At 57.6% G+C, this 16,667-nt stretch carries 16 protein-coding genes; 15 read left to right on the top strand and 1 reads right to left on the bottom strand.

What is annotated here, in order from left to right:
- Positions 1–6 precede the first annotated feature (6 nt).
- A complete protein-coding gene (locus AC2FIO_RS15835) occupies positions 7–2,778 on the top strand; it encodes a [protein-PII] uridylyltransferase (RefSeq protein ID WP_496698803.1) in 2,772 nt (923 codons plus the stop codon).
- Entirely contained in the window at positions 2,775–4,316 is a 1,542-nt protein-coding gene (gene murJ / locus AC2FIO_RS15830) for a murein biosynthesis integral membrane protein MurJ (RefSeq protein ID WP_496698801.1), read from the top strand. The genes AC2FIO_RS15835 and murJ overlap by 4 nt, the downstream gene beginning before the upstream one ends.
- Here the strand turns inward: murJ and AC2FIO_RS15825 are convergent, their stop codons facing one another.
- On the bottom strand, positions 4,317–5,003 hold the full coding sequence (locus tag AC2FIO_RS15825) for a rhomboid family intramembrane serine protease (RefSeq protein ID WP_109312873.1): 687 nt from the start codon (positions 5,001–5,003) through the stop codon (positions 4,317–4,319). It abuts the gene before it with no gap.
- A gap of 86 nt (positions 5,004–5,089) precedes the next feature.
- Here AC2FIO_RS15825 and trpS point away from each other — a divergent pair, with 86 nt between their 5' ends.
- The 13 genes from trpS to AC2FIO_RS15760 all read left to right on the top strand — a co-directional run bounded on the left by trpS (position 5,090) and on the right by AC2FIO_RS15760 (position 16,660).
- A complete protein-coding gene (gene trpS, locus AC2FIO_RS15820; RefSeq protein ID WP_282169786.1) occupies positions 5,090–6,118 on the top strand; it encodes a tryptophan--tRNA ligase in 1,029 nt (342 codons plus the stop codon).
- Positions 6,119–6,177: 59 nt separating this feature from the next.
- Entirely contained in the window at positions 6,178–7,041 is an 864-nt protein-coding gene (locus tag AC2FIO_RS15815; protein ID WP_282120134.1) for a branched-chain amino acid aminotransferase, read from the top strand.
- Positions 7,042–7,106: 65 nt separating this feature from the next.
- Entirely contained in the window at positions 7,107–7,562 is a 456-nt protein-coding gene (locus AC2FIO_RS15810) for a universal stress protein (RefSeq protein WP_109312876.1), read from the top strand.
- Between the two features lie 9 nt (positions 7,563–7,571).
- The gene (locus AC2FIO_RS15805) at positions 7,572–8,165 is read left to right on the top strand and encodes a 2-hydroxychromene-2-carboxylate isomerase (RefSeq protein ID WP_496698798.1); all 594 of its coding nucleotides are present in this window, start codon (positions 7,572–7,574) and stop codon (positions 8,163–8,165) included.
- 69 nt (positions 8,166–8,234) lie between these two features.
- A complete protein-coding gene (locus AC2FIO_RS15800; protein WP_058273506.1) occupies positions 8,235–8,798 on the top strand; it encodes a NifU family protein in 564 nt (187 codons plus the stop codon).
- Entirely contained in the window at positions 8,788–9,372 is a 585-nt protein-coding gene (gene tsaB / locus AC2FIO_RS15795) for a tRNA (adenosine(37)-N6)-threonylcarbamoyltransferase complex dimerization subunit type 1 TsaB (protein WP_496698797.1), read from the top strand. The genes AC2FIO_RS15800 and tsaB overlap by 11 nt, the downstream gene beginning before the upstream one ends.
- Positions 9,372–9,785, top strand: a complete 414-nt coding sequence (locus AC2FIO_RS15790) for a GNAT family N-acetyltransferase (protein WP_496698795.1) — start codon at positions 9,372–9,374, stop codon at positions 9,783–9,785. Before tsaB ends, AC2FIO_RS15790 begins: the two co-directional genes overlap by 1 nt.
- Before the next feature lie 159 nt (positions 9,786–9,944).
- Positions 9,945–10,943: a BMP family lipoprotein gene (locus AC2FIO_RS15785; protein WP_496698793.1), complete on the top strand. Its 999-nt coding sequence runs from the start codon at positions 9,945–9,947 to the stop codon at positions 10,941–10,943.
- Positions 10,944–11,032: 89 nt separating this feature from the next.
- Positions 11,033–12,562, top strand: coding sequence for an ABC transporter ATP-binding protein (locus AC2FIO_RS15780; RefSeq protein ID WP_058273509.1), 1,530 nt, complete (start codon positions 11,033–11,035; stop codon positions 12,560–12,562).
- Position 12,563: 1 nt separating this feature from the next.
- Positions 12,564–13,658 carry an ABC transporter permease gene (locus tag AC2FIO_RS15775; RefSeq protein ID WP_108860780.1) on the top strand — a complete coding sequence of 365 codons (1,095 nt, stop codon included), beginning with the start codon at positions 12,564–12,566 and terminating at the stop codon, positions 13,656–13,658.
- Complete coding sequence (locus tag AC2FIO_RS15770) at positions 13,658–14,626, top strand: ABC transporter permease (protein ID WP_058278769.1); 969 nt, start codon at positions 13,658–13,660, stop codon at positions 14,624–14,626. The genes AC2FIO_RS15775 and AC2FIO_RS15770 overlap by 1 nt, the downstream gene beginning before the upstream one ends.
- 346 nt (positions 14,627–14,972) lie before the next feature.
- The gene (locus AC2FIO_RS15765; protein WP_058273512.1) at positions 14,973–15,893 is read left to right on the top strand and encodes a sulfite exporter TauE/SafE family protein; all 921 of its coding nucleotides are present in this window, start codon (positions 14,973–14,975) and stop codon (positions 15,891–15,893) included.
- Between the two features lie 2 nt (positions 15,894–15,895).
- Positions 15,896–16,660: a TIGR02186 family protein gene (locus AC2FIO_RS15760; protein WP_282169792.1), complete on the top strand. Its 765-nt coding sequence runs from the start codon at positions 15,896–15,898 to the stop codon at positions 16,658–16,660.
- Positions 16,661–16,667: the final 7 nt, after the last annotated feature.

Below are 16,667 nucleotides of genomic sequence, written 5' to 3'. Positions count from 1 at the left end.
CAGCCGATGCTGACGCTCACCCCCAAGGGTGAGCTGATCTGCCCGGCCGATGAAATTTTCGACAGTACCGCCATCCTGGTGCAACTGTCGGAAGCCTTTGAAAATATTCAAGACAATGCCGCGCGGCGGAATGAAACCGTGCGCATCCTGCGCGATGCCCAAAAGGCTGGGCGCAAGACCATTGCGGATGCCTTCGCTAAACGCCCCTTTGACGCCAGACCTTTGACCCGGTCCTACACCTATTTGACCGACGGGTTGGTCTGCACAGCGATGCAAGTGGCCAGCACCTATCTACATCCGCTGGCAACCCCGACGCAGGGCGAAAAGATTGCGGTTCTTGCTGTTGGTGGATATGGCCGCGGCGAAATGGCCCCGGCTTCGGACGTCGATCTGCTTTTTTTGACGCCCTACAAGATCACCGCCTGGGCCGAGAGCGTCATCGAGTCCATGCTCTACATGCTTTGGGATCTACGCCTGAAGGTTGGCCATTCATCCCGAACGATCAAGGATTGCCTGCGACTGGGCACCGAGGATTTCACCATCCGTACCGCGATGCTCGAGCAACGCTATCTGGCTGGGGACGCAGCCCTTGCCGAAGAACTTGATAACCGCCTGAAAACCGAGCTGTTCAAGGGCAGCGAGCGTCAATTCATCGAGGCTAAGCTGCAGGAACGTGACGAGCGCCACCACAAGCAGGGCGAGCGTTACATGGTCGAGCCCAACGTAAAAGAGGGCAAGGGTGGGCTGCGCGATCTTCAATCACTCTACTGGATTGCAAAGTACATCTATGGCGTTCAGGACGTGGCTGAACTGGTCCCTCTGGGCCTGTTTGAACCCGAGGAATTCAGCACCTTTGTAGAGGCCGAAGAGTTTCTGTGGGCTGTACGCTCTCATCTGCATCTGCTGACCGGTCGTGCGACGGAACAGCTGACCTTCGACCTGCAGGTCGAGGTGGCAGACCGGATGGGCTATGAAGATCGCGCCGGGCGACGGGCTGTTGAAGTGTTCATGCAACGCTATTTCCGCGAGGCAACGCGCGTCGGAGAACTGACCCGGATCTTCCTGACCAAACTCGAAGCGTCACACGTGAAAGGCGCCGCCCTACTGGAACGCATCTTTAGGCGTCGACCGCGTGTCAAAGCAGGGTACAAGGTCGTTCACGGTCGCTTGGATGTAGCGGACGCCAAGAAGTTTCTTTCCGACAAGCTGAACCTTCTGCGTCTGTTCGAGGAAGGTCTTCGCACTGGCATGCTGATCCACCCGGATGCGATGCGGCTGGTGACAGCCAACCTAAACCTCATCGACGACGACATGCGCCAAAACAAAGAGGCGCAGCGCATTTTTCTGGACCTGATGCTGAAGCACGGCAACCCGGAACGCGCCCTGCGCCGTATGAACGAATTGGGAGTATTGTCGGCGTTTTTGCCAGAGTTCGAACACATCGTGGCGATGATGCAGTTCAACATGTATCACAGCTATACAGTGGACGAGCACACGATCCAGACCATCGTCAACCTGGCCCAGATTGAACGCGGTGAATTGGTCGAGTCACTACCGCTGGCCTCATCGATCCTGAAACGCGGGGTTAATCGCAAGGTCCTCTATGTGGCCTTGCTGCTGCACGATATCGCCAAAGGGCGACCCGAGGACCATTCCATTCTGGGCGCTCAGATCGCGCGCAAGGTTGCTCCACGGTTGGGTCTGAACAAATCAGACTCTGAAACCGTGGAATGGTTGGTACGATATCACCTTTTGATGTCGGACATGGCGCAGAAACGCGACATCTCGGACCCGCGCACAGTGCGCGATTTTGCCAAGGCGGTTAAGACGGTCAAACGGTTGGATCTGCTCACGGTTCTGACCGTGTGTGACATTCGCGGCGTTGGGCCCAACACCTGGAACAACTGGAAGGCCACCCTGCTGCGCGCCTTGCACGCTGAAACCAAACGGGCGCTTGAAACCGGTATGGAAGACCTGAACCGGGCCAACCGTGGCGCAGAAGCCAAAAAGGCGCTGCGTTCGGCGCTTGACGATTGGTCGAAGGCTGACCTGAAGGCCGAAACAGGACGACACTATGCGCCCTATTGGCAGGGCCTGAACCTGTCTACACATATTGAGTTCGCGAAAATGCTACGCGCTCTGGAACACAGCGGCGACCCCGGCGCAATGGAAATTCACCTGCACCCGGATGACGATCGCGACGCTACCCGCGCGTGTTTTGCCATGGCAGACCATCCAGGGATTTTCGCCCGCATCGCCGGCGCGCTTGCGTTGGTTGGGGCCAACGTGGTCGACGCCCGTAGCTATACCACCAAGGACGGGTACGTCACCGATGCGTTCTGGATTCAGGATGCCGAGGGCCACCCTTTTGAGGCCAGCCGATTACCGCGACTGACACAGATGATCCAAAAGACGCTCAAGGGCGAAGTCGTGGCGCGTGACGCTCTGAAATCGCGCGACAAGATCAAGAAACGCGAACGCGCCTTCAATGTGCCGACCCATATCATCTTCGATAATGACGGGTCCGAGATCTACACCATCATCGAGGTTGATACCCGCGACCGCCCGGGCCTGTTGTATGACCTGACCAGAACGCTGGCGGCGGCCAATGTCTATATCGCCAACGCCGTGATCGCGACCTATGGCGAACAGGTTGTCGATACGTTTTACGTCAAGGACATGTTCGGCCTGAAATACCATTCCGAAAGCAAACAACGCGGTCTTGAGACCAAGCTGCGCAAAGCCATCACTGAAGGTGCGGAGCGCGCGATCTCATGAAACAAATCCGGTTGTTTTCAGGCCTATTCACGGTCGGATTCTGGACTCTTGCCAGTCGAATTTTGGGATTTCTCCGAGAGATTCTGCTAACCGCCTATATCGGGCCCGGTCCGGTGATGGACGCCTTTGTTGCCGCTTTCCGCCTGCCCAACATGTTTCGCCGTTTCTTTGCCGAAGGTGCCTTCAACGCCGCCTTTGTACCGATGTTCTCGAAACGGTTGGAGGGCGAAGAAGACGCCGAAGGGTTTGCTCAGGATGCCTTCAACCTGCTAGCGGCGGCTGTTTTGGCACTGGTTGGATTGGCGATGGTATTCATGCCTGGACTTGTTTGGCTGACCGCCGAAGGGTTCTATGGCGATGAACGCTTCGACATGGCTGTCGACTACGGTTACGTCGTTTTTCCCTATATCCTGTTCATGTCGCTGGCCGCGCTGTTTTCCGGCGTTCTGAATGCCACTGGTCGGTTCGCCGCTGCCGCTGCCGCGCCTGTCTTACTCAATATCTTTGCCTGTACTGCTTTGATCGCAGGCGCGCTGTCTGGCGGCGACGTAATCTGGTGGCTGATCACGGTCATTCCGCTGGCAGGGGTTGCGCAACTGGCGCTGGTTTGGGTGGCGACAGAACGAGCAGGTATTCGCATCCGTCCCGGCCTGCCCAAGCTCAGCCCGGAAATGCGACGCATGGTTCGCATTGCAGTGCCCGCCGCTTTGGCGATGGGCGTCACGCAGGTCAATCTCGTGGTTGGCCAGTTGGTCGCGTCCAAAACCGAAAAGGCTGTCAGTTGGCTGTTCGCAGCGGATCGGCTGTATCAATTGCCATTGGGCGTGGTCGGTATTGCGGTGGGGATCGTCCTGCTCCCAGATCTGTCGCGCCGCTTACGGGCCGGGGACAAGGACGGGGCGCGCAATGCCTATTCCCGCGCCGGAGAGTTCACACTGCTGCTGACCCTGCCGTCCACAGTTGCCTTTCTGATCATTCCAATACCTCTGGTGTCGGTCCTGTTCGAACGCGGCCAATTCAGCCCCGAGGACTCGGCTGCCACTGCCTTGGCCGTAGCTATCTATGGCGTCGGCCTGCCCGCTTTCATGCTGCAAAAGCTGCTGCAGCCCTTGTTCTTCGCGCGCGAAGACACCCGCTCTCCGTTTCGCTATGCCGTAGTTGCGATGGTGATCAATGCCGGGCTGGCCTTTGGTCTTTACCCATTGGTGGGGTGGATCGCACCGGCGATCGCGGCTTCGGCTGCCGGTTGGGCGATGGTTGCCTTGTTGGCGATTGGAGCGCGCCGTTTCGGCGATGAAGCACGGTTTGACGACCGGTTCAAACGACGTGCCTGGCGCGTCGTCGCGGCATCGCTGGGTATGGGCGTTGTGCTTTTCGCCGCCCTTCATATTTTTGGTTGGACCTTCCAAGTACCCGGATGGCGTTATCTGGCGCTGCTTGTCCTAATCATAGTTGCAGCTGCCGCCTATTTCTTACTCGGTCACCTCTTCAAAGCGTTCGAGCTGTCCGAATTCAGAAAAGCGCTGCGTCGGTCCTGATCAGTCGCGGCGAATACGTCCCACGATCCGCGCCCATCCGCCCGGTGCCAGGAAAAACGATAGACCAAATCCGGTGGCAAATCCGCCCAGATCGGCAACCCAATCGGACGTGCCGCCAAACAAAAGTCCGAACACCAGCTGGATGCCCATCAAAACCGCGATCAGGCTGAAGGCCCGGGATTGGTTTTCACCGACCAGTGACAACTTGCGCCACAGCAGCCAAGTGAACGCGCCGATCAGACCGTAAACCGGTGGGAACCCTCCGACCAGCGGATAGGCGGGATTCAGCAACAAACCATAGGCCAACGCGCCACCGATACCGGATAAAACGAAAATGATCAGCATCTGAAAACCGCCGAAAACTTCGGCCACCATTTTGCCCATGGCCAGAACGAAGACGCTGACAAAAACCGCCTGGGTAAAACTGCCCGATACGAACGGATAGGTCACGAAACGGATCACATGTTCAAACGGCCAACGGCCATTCTCGATCATCCAGTGAAAGATATCCGGGGAAAAGGTGTAACTCTGCAGGGCATCCAACCGCCAACCTACCGCTGATGGCCCACCCACAAGACCGCGTGCACCCAGTGTAAACGCCAATTCGATCCCCATGATGAACAGGACCAACGCCACCACAACGGGCGGCAGAGGGTTTACGGCGGGTGTATAATGCTCACTGCTCATTGGGCTGGCCTTTCGCGGCTGTTGACGTCCCTTGACCTCATGGGTAAGCGACGGGGGCTGATTTTTCCAGACGGGAGTTCCCTTCGATGACCGAAACCAAGTTCACGCCGCGCGTGTTTTCCGGCATCCAGCCTTCGGGAAACCTGCACCTTGGCAACTACCTGGGTGCGCTCAAGCGTTTTGTGGATATGCAGGGCGAAGATTTCGAGACCATTTATTGCATGGTCGACCTGCACGCGATCACCGTCTGGCAAGACCCTGCCCGTCTGCGCGAAAAGACCCGCGAGGTTTGCGCCGGTTTCATCGCCGCCGGTCTGGACCCTGAAAAGTCCATCCTGTTCAACCAAAGCCAGGTGGCCGAGCACACGCAGCTGGCGTGGATCTTCAATTGTATCGCCCGGATGGGCTGGATGCAGCGGATGACGCAGTTCAAGGACAAGGCGGGCAAGAATGCTCAGAACGCCTCGCTGGGTTTGTTTGCTTACCCGGCACTGATGGCAGCGGACATCCTGACCTACCATGCGACACATGTGCCGGTGGGCGAGGACCAGAAACAGCATCTGGAGCTGACTCGCGACATCGCGATCAAGTTCAACCATGATTATGGCGTGGATTTCTTTCCGGTGACCGAGCCTGTAATCGGTGGACCCGCGCCGCGCGTGATGAACCTGCGTGATGGCTCGCGGAAGATGTCGTCTTCGGACCCGTCCGATATGACCCGGATCAACATGACGGACGATGCCGACGAGATCGCCAAGAAGATCCGCAAGGCCAAGACCGACCCGGATGCCCTGCCTTCAGAAGCCGACGGTCTGTCCGAACGCCCCGAGGCCCGCAATCTGGTCAACATCTACGCCGCGCTCAGCGATCAAACGGCGGAACAGGTTCTGGCCGAAGTCGGCGGCAAGCAATTTGGTGAATTCAAGCCGATGCTGGCCGAGCTGGCGGTCGCCAAACTGTCGCCGATCTCAACCGAGATGGCCCGTCTTATGGGTGAAGAGGCCGAGATTGACCGGATTCTCGCACGCGGCGCGGAAAAGGCGCGGGCGATAGCGGCCCCGATCCTGCAACAGACCTACGACATCGTGGGTATGGTTGGCGCAAAACAAGGCTGATTGCGCTGGACCTTCCTGTGACGCCTTCCTAGGTTGCCCCAAGGGCAAAGGAGGGCGTCATGGCAGTCGGCAAAAATATCCGCACCTATTTTGATGGTCAGTGGCACAACGGGGACGCCCCGATCATGCGTGCGGCAGACCATGGCGCTTGGCTGGGGTCTTCGGTCTTTGACGGCGCGCGTTTCTTCGACGGGCTGACCCCGGATCTGGTGGCCCATTGCGAACGGGTCAACCGCTCAGCCGAGGCGCTTTTGCTGACCCCAACAGTGACGACCGAACAGATGGTCGAAATCGTCCGCGAAGGGCTGGATGGCTATGCCAAAGGTTCCGCCGTCTATATTCGGCCGATGTATTGGGGCATCGACGGGGACGCCACGGCCATTGTGCCTCAGCAGGACAGCACCGGATTTGCCATCTGTCTGGAAGAAATACCAATGGCACCGGAAACAGCTTCGGTCACGCTGACCACCACGCGGTTCCGCCGACCGGTTCTGGAATCAGCCGTTGTGAATGCCAAAGCCGGATGCCTGTATCCCAACAACGCCCGAATGCTGAAAGAGGCCAAGTCCAAGGGGTTCTCGAACGCGCTGGTAGCGGATGCCTTGGGTCATGTGGCGGAAACCGCCACCGCAAACATCTTCATGGTCCGGGACGGCGAGGTATTCACACCTACGCCCAATGGAACTTTTCTGGCCGGAATCACCCGAGCGCGACATATCAAAAACCTGCGCGCTGACGGCGTGACGGTCCACGAATCTGTTCTCAGCTTTGAAGATTTTCACAAGGCGGATGAGGTGTTTATGACCGGTAACATGAACAAGATAACGCCGGTCACCGCATTAGAAGACACCCAATATCAGGTCGGACCGATTGCACGTCGCGCGCGCGAGCTTTATTGGGACTGGGCGGCAAGCACTCGGTAGTCATACGCCGTGTTGCCAGCCCGCATTTGGTCGGGCATGATCCCCCTAAATACACGAGGACACCCATGCGTAAATTTCTAGTCATTCTGGATGACAGCCGTGAATGCCTTAACGCGATGCGTTTCGCTGCAATGCGTGCAGCCCATACCGGTGGAGGGGTAACGATCCTGTCCGTCATCCCACCCGATGAGTTCAATCACTGGATCGGTGTTGCCGAAACCATGCGCGAAGAGGCACGCGAACGCATTCATGCGCATTACGAAGTTTTCGCCAAATGGATGCGCGACAAACAAGGGATCGATCCCGAGCTGTCCATTCGCGAAGGCGACCCTGTCCCTCAGATCATCGAACATGTCCAGTCAGACCCGAACATCGGCGTTCTGGTCCTGGGGGCTGGCATCGAAAAGAAAGGGCCTGGCCCTTTGGTAACGCAGCTGACTAAAAACTCGGGCAGCTTGCCGATTCCGATCACAATTGTGCCCGGCGACCTTAGCAAGGAAAAGCTGGAAGCCATCACCTGAGGCTACCCTATGCAACGCCGCATCCAGTTCTGGTTCGAATTCGCATCGACCTATTCCTACCTCAGCGCCATGCGAATCGAGCAGGCTGCGGCACAGCACGACGTCGTCGTAGAATGGCATCCCTTTCTTCTGGGGCCCATTTTCGCGACGCAGGGCTGGAACAATTCCCCGTTCAACATCTACCCGGCCAAAGGGCGCTATATGTGGCGCGATATGGAGCGTTTGACGTCGCAGCGCGGCCTGCCCTTCCGGCAGCCGGACCCGTTTCCGCAAAACGGCCTGAAGGCTGCGCGCCTCACGCTGTCTATTGAAGATCAGTCCCACAGGGCGCGTTTCGTTCGGGCGGTCTATACAGCGGAATTTGCACGGGGTCAGAACGTGTCGGACGATGCGGTTCTGGTTGATTGCCTGAAATCCACCGGTTTGCCTGACGACCTTTTGGACAGAACCCAAGACCCCGAGATCAAGTCAGATCTGATCGAGCAGACCAAAACCGCTCAGGCCAAGGGGCTGTTTGGCGCGCCGAGTTTTCTGGTCGGTGACGAACTATACTGGGGTGACGATCGGTTGGATGATGCAATCCGGTTGGCGGCCAACATTTAGAATCGTTCCAAATCTTGACTTATCCGGCTCGGACCCGCATATCAGAGGCAACTGAAACGGAGCCGTGACATGTTCATCCAGACCGAATCCACGCCGAACCCTGCAACCTTGAAGTTTCTGCCCGGCCAGACCGTGCTAGAAGCGGGCACTGCGGATTTCCCATCGGCTGAAGCCGGTGAAAAATCACCTTTGGCAAAACGGATTTTTGCGGTTAGCGGAGTAACGGGTGTATTCCTCGGCAATGACTTCGTGACCGTCACCAAGTCTGATGACGTCCAATGGGATCACATCAAACCCGCGATTCTGGGTGCGGTGATGGAGCATTATCAATCCGGCCAACCGGTCATCGGAGCTGGTGAAACAGCCGCATCGGGCCATGCAGAGCACACCGGCGAAGATGCCGAAGTTGTTAATCAAATCAAAGACTTACTTGATAGCCGTGTCCGTCCGGCGGTTGCGCAGGATGGTGGCGACATCACGTTCCACGGGTTTGACCGGGGCGTTGTCTACCTGCACATGCAGGGTGCTTGCGCGGGTTGCCCGTCTTCGACCCTGACGTTGAAGATGGGTATCGAAAACCTGCTGCGCCACTACATCCCCGAAGTGACTGAGGTTCGCCCTGTTGCCGTCTGACCCCATTATTTTGGCGTTTGATACATCGGCCGCGCATTGCGCGGCCGCTTTGTTGTGCGGCAACCGGATCGTGACTTCGCGCATCGAAGCCATGTCACGCGGTCAAGCCGAACGTCTGATGCCGTTGCTGGAAGAAGTTCTGGCAGATGCCGGATATGGGTGGAAAGACCTGTCCGCGATCGGTGTCGGCGTTGGACCCGGAAACTTTACCGGCATCCGAATCTCGGTTTCTGCGGCGCGGGGCCTAGCCTTAGGGCTTGGCGTTCCAGCGGTAGGCGTGTCAGGGTTCGACGCATTGGCCGAAATGTCTATGGACGCCCTGCCCGCGATCCGCGCCCCACGTGATCAGGTTTACGTGGCGTTGCCGGACCAAAGTCCGATGCTTATGCCTCAAATTGAGGCAGAATCACTTGGCCCCCTGATCCTGAATGACGACCCGGATGCGCAAATCCGTGCAATTGCCCGGATCGCCGGGCAAAAGTCGCAGACCAACACCGCGCAGCCAGCTCCACTCTATGTTCGGCCTGCGGATGCGGCCCCTTCCAAAGACACCCCCCCGGTTTTGCTGGACTGATGACTCCCGAGGATCTTGCCAGAACACACGCGGCGGCATTTACCCGGTCACGGTCGTGGGCTGCGGTCGAATTCTCGGATCTTCTGAACAGTCGATTCATCCATACCGTTGGAAATAATCAATCTTTCGCGCTGTTCCAGGTGATCGGCGATGAGGCGGAATTGCTGACGATCGCCACGCATCCGGACGTTCAGCGACAGGGCTTAGCCCGAAATTGCATGCATGAATGGCACACGAAAGCAAAGGCTTTGGGGGCAACGCGCGCTGTTCTGGACGTCGCTGCAGATAACTTGCCGGCCATCGCGCTGTATGAACACAGCGGTTATCGCGCCTGTGGAGTGCGCAAGGGGTACTACCTGCGCGAAAACAATCAGAAAATCGACGCTATCGTGATGGAATCCGCGCTGGATTGACCGTCACAGATAAAATTTTTCGACCAAATGGTCAAAAATCTGTTGACCACGGTGGTTGCAAACGTCCTTAATTCCCGCCATCACAACAGTTATGCTCGCTCACAGTGGGTGAACGGGGCTATCTTCGCCCCGACCGATAATAACAAACGGGAGTATAAAATGACCCTGATGAAATCCTTGATGGGTGCCACCGCCGCAGTCGCACTTACGGCTGGCGCTGCGCTGGCAGATCCTGCCCTGATCTTTGATCTTGGTGGCAAGTTTGACAAATCCTTCAACGAAGCCGCCCACAATGGCGCATCGCGTTGGGCCGAAGAAACAGGCGGCTCGTATAACGAGATCGAGATCCAGTCCGAAGCACAGCGCGAGCAAGCTCTGCGCCGTTTCGCTGAATCCGGCTCGAACCCGATCATCACGATGGGTTTTGGCATGGCTGATCCGCTGTCCGCCGTGGCCGCCGATTACCCAGACACCAAATTCGTTGCGGTTGACGTCAACTGGCTGGACATCCCCAACATCCGCCAAATCGGTTTTGCCGAACATGAAGGGTCATATCTGGTTGGCATGATGGCCGCGATGGCATCGGAATCCGGCACCGTCGGCTTTATCGGTGGCATGGATATCCCGCTGATCCGCCACTTTGGCTGCGGTTATGCGCAGGGTGCCAAGGCTGTAAACCCTGACATCACTGTTGTTGCCAACATGACCGGTACCACCCCGGCAGCATGGAACGACCCGGTGAAGGGTTCGGAACTGACCAAAGCACAAATCAGCCAGGGCGCTGATGTGATCTATGCGGCCGCTGGCGGCACCGGTGTTGGCGTATTGCAGACCGCGGCAGACGAAGGCATCCTGTCGATCGGCGTGGACAGCAACCAGAACCACCTGCACCCGGGTAAGGTTCTGACCTCGATGCTGAAACGCGTTGATGTTGCTGTTTATGACGCGATGTCTGCGGGCGAAGACCTGGAAACCGGCGTATTCCAGATGGGTCTGGCCGAAGAAGGTGTTGGCGTCGCCATGGATGACAACAACGCACCTCTGGTCTCGGACGAGATGAAAGGCGCAGTCGACAAAGCGCGTCAGGACATCATCGACGGTAACGTTTCTGTTGTCAGTTATTATGAGAACGACAGCTGCCCGGCACTGCAGTTCTGATATCGCGCAAGGCGGGGGTACAACCTCCGCCTTGCCCTCGACTCTGCCGCGTATGACACCGCGGCCCTTTCGGCAATTGAGGACAAGACATGACCGTCCCCGCCATTGAGCTCAAAGGGATATCCAAAGCCTTTGGGCCGGTTCAGGCCAATAAAGACATTTCCATCAGCGTCGCCCCCGGTACGATCCATGGGATCATCGGTGAAAACGGTGCGGGCAAATCCACGCTGATGAGCATCCTCTACGGCTTTTACAAAGCCGACAAAGGTGAAATCTGGATTAACGGCAACAAGACCGACATCCCTGACAGCCAGGCGGCCATTGCTGCCGGGATCGGGATGGTGTTCCAGCATTTCAAACTGGTTGAGAATTTCACCGTTCTGGAAAACATCGTTCTCGGTGCCGAGGACGGCGGGCTGCTGGCCCCGTCCCTGTCCAAAGCGCGCAAAGAACTGAAAGCGCTGGAAGAGGAATACGAGCTGTTCGTCGATCCCGACAAGCGCATCGACGAGATTGGCGTCGGAATGCAGCAAAGGGTCGAGATCCTGAAAGCCCTGTATCGCAAGGCCGAAATTCTAATTCTGGACGAACCCACCGGGGTTCTGACCCCGTCGGAGGCTGACCAGCTTTTCCGCATCCTTGACCGCCTGCGGGCCGAAGGGAAGACGATCATCGTGATCACGCACAAGCTGCGCGAAATCATGGAAAACACCGATACGGTTTCGGTCATGCGGCGCGGTCAGATGACGGCGACGGTGAAAACAGCCGACACCAGCCCCGAGGAACTGGCCGAGCTGATGGTGGGCCGCAAGGTGCTGCTGCAGGTCGACAAAGTACCTGCGCAACCCGGCAAGCCCGTTTTGGAAATTGAAAAGCTCAGCGTTTTCGATTCGGCCGGGGTCGAACGGGTCAAGGGTATCGACCTGACCGTTCGGGCCGGTGAAATCGTCGGTATCGCTGGCGTGGCCGGAAATGGCCAATCGGAGCTTCTGGAAGTTCTGGGCGGCATGCGTCCGGGTCAGGGTTCGATCAAACTGAACGGTGCCCCGCTGGCGCTTAGCGGTCCGGGATCGGACGGTCAGGCCCGTCGCGCCCAGCATATTGCGCATGTTCCGGAAGACCGTCAGCGCGAAGGTCTTGTGATGGACTTCCACGCTTGGGAAAACGTGGCCTTTGGCTATCACCGTGATCCTGCCTATCAGAGCGGGATTTTCATGAACAACGCCGCCCTGCGCGCCGATACCGAGCGCAAGATCGAGAAATTCGACGTCCGGCCACCTGATGCGTGGCTTACAGCCAAGAGCTTCTCGGGCGGGAACCAACAAAAGATTGTTGTCGCGCGCGAAATTGAACGGAACCCGGATCTTCTATTGGTGGGGCAACCAACCCGCGGCGTCGACATCGGCGCGATCGAGTTCATTCACAAGCAGATCGTCGCGCTGCGTGATCAAGGTAAAGCAATCCTGCTCGTCTCGGTCGAGTTGGAAGAAATCTTCTCGCTATCGGATCGCATCGCTGTGATGTTTGACGGACATGTCATGGGCGAAAGACTGCCCCATGAAACAGATGAAAAAGAACTTGGCCTGTTGATGGCCGGTGTTGCGGGAGAGGCCGCGTAACATGGAAAAGATGCCCAAATGGGCCGATGTGGTGCTGATCCCGCTGATCAGTCTGATATTGGCCGCAATCTTGTCCGCCTTGGTCATTCTGGCCATCGGTGAAAACCCGATCGAAGCGGTGAAACTGATGGTGACCGGTGCGCTCGGGTCGACCTACGGTTGGGGGTATACGCTGTATTATGCCACCAACTTTATGTTCACCGGGTTGGCTGTGGCTGTCGCCTTCCACGCCAGACTGTTCAACATCGGGGGCGAAGGCCAGGCCATGCTAGGCGGGCTTGGCGTTGCCATGGTATGCCTTTACATCCCATGGCCGCATTGGAGCATCGCGCTGTTGGCGGCCTGCGCAGGTTCGATGCTGTTTGGCGCCGCATGGGCCGCCATTCCGGCCTATCTACAGGCCAAGCGCGGCAGCCACATCGTGATCACTACGATCATGTTCAACTTTATTGCGGCGGCATTCTTGAACTACGTGTTGGTCAATCTTATGCGACCACCGGGCGCGCAAGACCCCTCGTCTGCGCGTTTCCCCGAGGCCGTTCACCTACCCACTTTTCAGTCGATGTTCTCAACCGCCGAAAACGTGGTGTTCAAAGGGACCCCTGTTAATATCACCTTCTTCATCGCGGTATTGGCCTGTTTTGTCGTCTGGGCACTGATCTGGCGGACAAGGTTGGGCTATGAAATCCGGTCCTACGGCAAGACCGAAACCGGCGCTGTCTATGCAGGCATTTCGCCGGTGCGGATCACGATCATTGCGATGCTGATTTCGGGCGCGTTGGCGGGGCTGATGGCCATCAACAACGTGATGGGCGAGGCCGAACGCCTGGTTTTGAACGCAACTGAAGGCGCAGGTTTCATCGGCATCGCTGTGGCCCTGATGGGCCGGTCGCACCCGTTTGGTGTATTCCTAGCGGCGATCCTGTTCGGGTTTCTCTATCAGGGCGGTGCAGAATTGGCTTTCTGGACGTCGATCCCGCGCGAACTGATCGTTGTCATTCAGGCCCTGGTGATCCTGTTCACCGGAGCATTGGACAACATGGTCCGGATGCCGCTTGAAAAGCTGTTCCTGAGCCTGCGGAAGGGAGCGCAGTGATGGAGTTCTTCATTACCTTCATCCAGGTCCTGGATTCGACCATCCGTCTGGCCACACCGCTATTGCTGGCTTGTCTGGCTGGGCTCTATTCCGAACGTGCAGGCATTTTCGACATCGGTCTGGAAGGCAAGATGCTGATGGCCGCCTTCTTCTCGGCAGCCGTCGCGGCTGTGACCGGGTCGGTCTGGTTGGGCCTGCTGGCGGGGATCGCCTCTTCTCTTGTTCTTTCCGGACTTCACGGTTTGGCCTCGATCACCTTCCGGGGCAACCAGTTGATATCCGGGGTCGCAATCAACTTTCTTGCGGCAGGTATGACGGTCCTTGTCGCGCAAAGCTGGTTCGAACAGGGCGGGCGCACGCCATCGTTGTTTGGCGGCGGCCGTTTCACACCTATCAATTTTCCCTTTGCCGAGTCGCTGAGCGGGGTGCCGATCATCGGGCCGATCTACTCCGAGCTGCTCTCGGGTCATTCAATCCTGGTCTATGTCGCGTTCCTGATGGTTCCGGCAACATGGTGGATTCTGTATCGCACACGGTTCGGCCTGCGCCTCCGCGCTGTGGGTGAAAACCCCGCTGCCGTGGACACTGCCGGTGTCTCGGTCGTTGGCTTACGCTACGCCGCTGTTGCCATCTGTGGCGTGCTGTGTGGCATCGCCGGGGCGTATCTGGCTACTGCGTTGCAGGCCGGGTTCGTCAAGGACATGACCGCGGGCCGTGGGTTCATCGCACTGGCAGCCCTGATCTTTGCAAAATGGCGGCCTTGGCATGCCATGGGAGCATGCCTTTTGTTCGGATTGCTGCAAGCCATCGCACTGCGTTTCCAGAACATCGATCTGGGCGGCGTGGTTATCCCTGTGCAGGCAATGGATGCCCTGCCCTACGTCCTCACCGTGGTCATTCTGGCTGGCTTTGTCGGCAAGGCTGTCCCGCCCCGCGCCGGTGGTGAGCCTTACGTGAAAGAGCGCTGATAAGTCCAGTTTCGGACTCAGTTCAGTCCTGTTCGCTGCAGAGCGGCATGCAGAGTTGATTTTGCATGCCGCAACCGTTCTAAAGGGGTATGCAAGTGTCTCCAAACATACCCCGCGACTCGGAAGCGGTCCGGATCGTGAATTTGGGAACGCTTGCAAACCTCAACACTGGGGAAAATCAGATCACCAGCCTTATCAGGCAGCTGGCATGACGCCCAGCGAACCGACATTCGCCATGTGGTCACGGGGCATTGCCGCCGCGCGCTGCATTAAACCTATACCACTTTGCCTTGAGGCGACCGCGGTCACCCTCTGTGACCTGCCCACCCTCATCCAGTAGCTCGATATGCAAATTTACCTTCCTATCGCCGAAGTTTCTGTAAACGCCTTCCTTCTATTGGGGCTTGGGGGGATGGTCGGCATTCTTTCGGGCATGTTCGGTGTCGGCGGCGGCTTCCTGATGACGCCCCTGCTGTTCTTTATCGGCATTCCGCCGGCCGTTGCGGTTGCAACTGAAGCCAATCAGATTGTTGCCTCTTCCTTCTCTGGGGTTCTGGCGCATTTCCGACGAAAAACCGTCGACCTGAGAATGGGGACCGTCCTATTGATGGGCGGCTTAACGGGTGCCGCGCTTGGGGTGGTGATTTTCAACTACCTCAAAAGCCTCGGGCAGGTCGATCTGCTTGTGACGTTGTGCTACGTCGTGTTCCTTGGCGTCGTGGGCGGATTGATGTTCATCGAAAGCCTGAATGCGCTCCGTAAATCCAAGAAAGGCGTGTCCGCACCCCCCAAGCGTCGCCAACGCGGCTGGGTGCATGCGATGCCGTTCAAAATGCGGTTCCGGACTTCGGGCCTATATATCTCGGTCATTCCGCCCGCGCTGGTTGGCCTGTTCGTTGGCGTTCTGTCGGCCATTATGGGCGTTGGCGGCGGGTTCATCATGGTGCCTGCGATGATCTATCTGTTGGGAATGCCAACCAAGGTTGTTGTCGGAACATCCCTGTTCCAGATCATCTTTGTCACCGCCTTTACGACCATGCTGCATGCTACCACCAACTTTACAGTTGATGTCGTTCTTGCCGTTTTGCTTCTGGTTGGCGGCGTCATCGGCGCACAGATCGGCACGGTGATCGGCGCCCGCATGCCTGCCGAGCAGTTGCGCGTTTTGCTTGCAGCCCTTGTTCTTGTGGTTTGCGGAAAACTGGCGCTAGATCTGCTGCTTGAACCATCCGAGCTCTATTCGCTTGGCACCGGCGGAGGGCACTGATCATGCTGATACGCTTGCTTGTTGCGCTGGCTCTTTGCGCCAGCCCCGCCCTGGCTGTTGATGAAGAGGTCGTTCTGGGCCTCAGCCAGGATCGCGTGGCCATCACCGCCAATTTCGACGGCTCTGAGATCCTGGTCTTTGGCGCGGTCAAACGCGAAGCTCCCATTCCGTCAGGACCACCGCTGGAAGTGATTGTCGCCGTGTCTGGTCCATCCAGTCCTGTCACCGTTCGGCGTAAAGAGCGCAAGCTTGGAATCTGGGTCAATACTGACAGTGTCCTCGTAGACGAAGCCCCCAGTTTTTATGCGGTTGCGACCAGCGCGCCTTTGAATGAGATACTGTCGGATACCGAAGACCTGCGATACAGCGTATCAATCGAACGTGCCATCCGGTCTGTTGGTGCTGCGATGAACATCCGCGGCGCGCAGGAATTCGCGGACGCTGTTATTCGTATTCGCGAGCACGAAAGTCTGTATTCCATTCGCGAAGACACCGTGGCCGTTGATGAACAAACCCTGTTCCGTACCTCGATCGAAATGCCTGCGGATCTGACCGAAGGCGATTATATGGCACGCATCTTCTTAACCCGTGGCGGTTCGGTCGTTTCGCAATTTGAGACCACTATCGACGTGCGCAAAGTGGGTTTGGAGCGGTTCTTGTACAACATGTCCCGCCAGCAACCGGTCTGGTACGGCTTGATGTCTTTGGTGATCGCGATTGCGGCGGGTTGGGGTGCGTCAACCGCGTTCCGCCTATTGCGTGAGTAACTGACCG

Source organism: Ruegeria sp. CDSB086, assembly GCF_059611065.1.
The sequence above is the reverse complement of the archived record's forward strand: the minus strand, read 5'-3'. Positions and strand labels throughout refer to the sequence as shown.

Bases quoted from the DNA above. Each gene is read 5' to 3' on its own strand.
- AC2FIO_RS15800 (WP_058273506.1), top strand. From the start codon at position 8,235: ATGTTCATCCAGACCGAATCCACGCCGAACCCTGCAACCTTGAAGTTT.
- AC2FIO_RS15785 (WP_496698793.1), top strand. From the start codon at position 9,945: ATGACCCTGATGAAATCCTTGATGGGTGCCACCGCCGCAGTCGCACTT.
- AC2FIO_RS15790 (WP_496698795.1), top strand. From the start codon at position 9,372: ATGACTCCCGAGGATCTTGCCAGAACACACGCGGCGGCATTTACCCGG.
- AC2FIO_RS15770 (WP_058278769.1), top strand. From the start codon at position 13,658: ATGGAGTTCTTCATTACCTTCATCCAGGTCCTGGATTCGACCATCCGT.
- murJ (WP_496698801.1), top strand. From the start codon at position 2,775: ATGAAACAAATCCGGTTGTTTTCAGGCCTATTCACGGTCGGATTCTGG.
- AC2FIO_RS15805 (WP_496698798.1), top strand. From the start codon at position 7,572: ATGCAACGCCGCATCCAGTTCTGGTTCGAATTCGCATCGACCTATTCC.
- AC2FIO_RS15760 (WP_282169792.1), top strand. From the start codon at position 15,896: ATGCTGATACGCTTGCTTGTTGCGCTGGCTCTTTGCGCCAGCCCCGCC.
- AC2FIO_RS15815 (WP_282120134.1), top strand. From the start codon at position 6,178: ATGGCAGTCGGCAAAAATATCCGCACCTATTTTGATGGTCAGTGGCAC.
- AC2FIO_RS15825 (WP_109312873.1), bottom strand. From the start codon at position 5,003: ATGAGCAGTGAGCATTATACACCCGCCGTAAACCCTCTGCCGCCCGTT.
- AC2FIO_RS15775 (WP_108860780.1), top strand. From the start codon at position 12,564: ATGGAAAAGATGCCCAAATGGGCCGATGTGGTGCTGATCCCGCTGATC.
- AC2FIO_RS15780 (WP_058273509.1), top strand. From the start codon at position 11,033: ATGACCGTCCCCGCCATTGAGCTCAAAGGGATATCCAAAGCCTTTGGG.
- AC2FIO_RS15765 (WP_058273512.1), top strand. From the start codon at position 14,973: ATGCAAATTTACCTTCCTATCGCCGAAGTTTCTGTAAACGCCTTCCTT.
- trpS (WP_282169786.1), top strand. From the start codon at position 5,090: ATGACCGAAACCAAGTTCACGCCGCGCGTGTTTTCCGGCATCCAGCCT.
- AC2FIO_RS15810 (WP_109312876.1), top strand. From the start codon at position 7,107: ATGCGTAAATTTCTAGTCATTCTGGATGACAGCCGTGAATGCCTTAAC.
- AC2FIO_RS15835 (WP_496698803.1), top strand. From the start codon at position 7: ATGCTGACGCTCACCCCCAAGGGTGAGCTGATCTGCCCGGCCGATGAA.